This window comes from Vibrio sp. 1069, from assembly GCF_033340555.1.
The window spans coordinates 1-2,333 of record NZ_JAWOWP010000049.1 but is presented as its reverse complement, the minus strand read 5'-3'; the positions used below and the strand labels follow the sequence as shown (position 1 = coordinate 2,333).

General features: G+C 41.8%; 2 protein-coding genes. One reads left to right on the top strand and one right to left on the bottom strand.

Going from position 1 to position 2,333, the window contains the following annotated elements:
- Nucleotides 1-227 precede the first annotated feature (227 nt).
- A complete protein-coding gene (tetR, locus tag R7040_RS24305; protein ID WP_000113092.1) occupies nt 228-830 on the bottom strand; it encodes a tetracycline resistance transcriptional repressor TetR in 603 nt (200 codons plus the stop codon).
- An 80-nt stretch (nt 831-910) separates the two neighbouring features.
- Between tetR and tet(59) the strand changes: the two genes are divergently transcribed.
- Nucleotides 911-2,113 (top strand): tetracycline efflux MFS transporter Tet(59), encoded by a 1,203-nt coding sequence (gene tet(59), locus R7040_RS24300; protein ID WP_193285843.1) that lies wholly within the window; start codon nt 911-913, stop codon nt 2,111-2,113.
- Nucleotides 2,114-2,333: the final 220 nt, after the last annotated feature.

The window sequence follows — 2,333 nt, the reverse complement described above, 5'->3', positions numbered from 1 at the left end:
GACCAGTATCCCGATCCCGGCTGGCCGTCCTGGCCGCCACATGAGGCATGTTCCGCGTCCTTGCAATACTGTGTTTAGCAAAAATGCAAGCCGATGAACAACTCGCGATGGCAACAGCTAAAAAATTGGTAGAACAAAAACGCCAAATTGAAAAACAATGTTCTAAATAAATCCACCACTCGCACAAATCCCCCCTATTGTGCGAGCCTAAAAACACAGACACCTTATCACTGCTTTTCGAAACCATTAATCAATGCTTCTAAACCAAATAAAAAAGCCTCTGTGCCATCATCTTGATCCATAATTTGCAAAGCATCTTTTAATAGTCGAGGCATCGTATCATCTGCTATTTGTTGCCTATCATTAAGTGCTGCGATATGTTCTTGCTGCTCTAACACAGAACCTAACGTAAAATGACCAACCGCGCTTATTGCATATAACCCACATTTTAATGAAAAACCATTGTCCACCATAAACTGCAACTGCATTTCTACGGTGTCATATTGGTCTGAACTCGGGCGAGTCCCTAAATGCACTTTTGCGCCATCACGGTAACTTAATAATGCATCACGAAAGCTCAATGCATTATTACGTAAAAATTGTTGCCACGTTTCCCCAACTGCGGGTAATGAATGACGATGATTACGCTTTAGCATTTCAACAGATAATGCATCCAACAATGTGCGCTTGTTCTTCACATGCCAATATAGTGTAGGCTGCTCTACGCCCAGTTTTTGAGCTAGTTTTCGCGTTGTCAGCCCTTCCATTCCCACTTCATTTAGCAACTCTAATGCCACTGTGATGATGGTTTCTTTATCTAATCGCGCCATACTGCCCTCTCTTTTTTTCTATTGACACTCTATCACTGATAGGGATATATTCCAACTCTATCAATGATAGAGAAAAAACGATGAATAAATTTGCGATCACCGCTTTAACGATCACCGCCCTAGATGCTATGGGGATCGGCTTGATCATGCCTGTATTGCCTACATTGTTACGTGAATACGTGTCGGCTGAAAATTTAGCAAATCATTACGGTATCCTGCTGGCACTGTATGCCATCATGCAGGTTTTTTTTGCTCCTCTACTTGGCAAATGGTCTGATAAATTCGGGCGCCGACCAATATTACTACTATCTCTTGCAGGCGCTGCTGTGGATTACACTTTGCTTGCATTATCTAGCTCACTTTGGATGCTATACGTTGGGCGATTAATTTCTGGAGTTACTGGCGCAACAGGTGCGGTCGCCGCTTCTGTTATTGCTGACAATACTGCTTCACAAGAGCGTACTAAGTGGTTTGGACGCTTAGGGGCGGCTTTTGGTGTCGGGTCAATCTCTGGCCCTGCAATTGGCGGCTTTACAGGGCAATTCTCAGCTCATCTTCCTTTTATTATTGCTGCCATTTTAAATGCGCTCTCTTTTTTAGTTATTATGTTGATATTTAAAGATAATAAAATCAAAAATACTGAAAAAAACACCACAGAAACAGCAGAAAATTCGCGACCTTTCCTGCAAGTGATCAAGCCAGTCATACTATTGTTATTTATCTTTTTTATGACTCAAATGATAGGGCAAATTCCAGCAACGACATGGGTGTTATTTACGGAACATCGTTTTCAATGGGGCAGTATGGAGATCGGCCTATCTTTAGCGGGGTTAGGCATCATGCATGCCTTGTTCCAAGCATTTGTAGCGGGCGCAATCGCCAAGAAATTCAATGAAAAAGTGACGATTATTGTGGGCTTTGTTGTTGATGGAGCAGCATTCATTATTTTGTCATTATTGACAAAGGGTTGGATGATTTACCCTACATTAATCTTACTCGCCGGCGGCAGTATTGCGCTACCAGCCTTACAGGGGTTAATGTCAGCTCAAGTCAATCAAACTAACCAAGGTAAGCTACAAGGCGTTCTAGTCAGCTTAACCAATACGACGGGGGTGATCGGCCCATTATTATTTAGCTTTATTTTTGGTCAAACACTGGCAAGTTGGGATGGCTGGATATGGATGATTGGTGCGATAATGTATGTTTTATTGATTGTATTTATTTTATCTTTTTATAGAAGCACCAAAAAGATAGTTAAAATAGCGAAGCTACCAGCGAGCTAAGTTTTAGCATATCAATATTAAGTGCTATGATACCCCTATCAGATTTGCTTTTAGCACAAGATATTAAGAGACAAACCCTATGACATTACCCCCTAAAAAACCAAGAACAAAACCTGCGGAAGAAAGGCTAGATGACCTAATGAACGTATAGGAAGAATAAACGCCCTTTTCACCCAAGTCCAACAGCTTTGGACCGCAGTTGACTCTTTCGACACCCCTG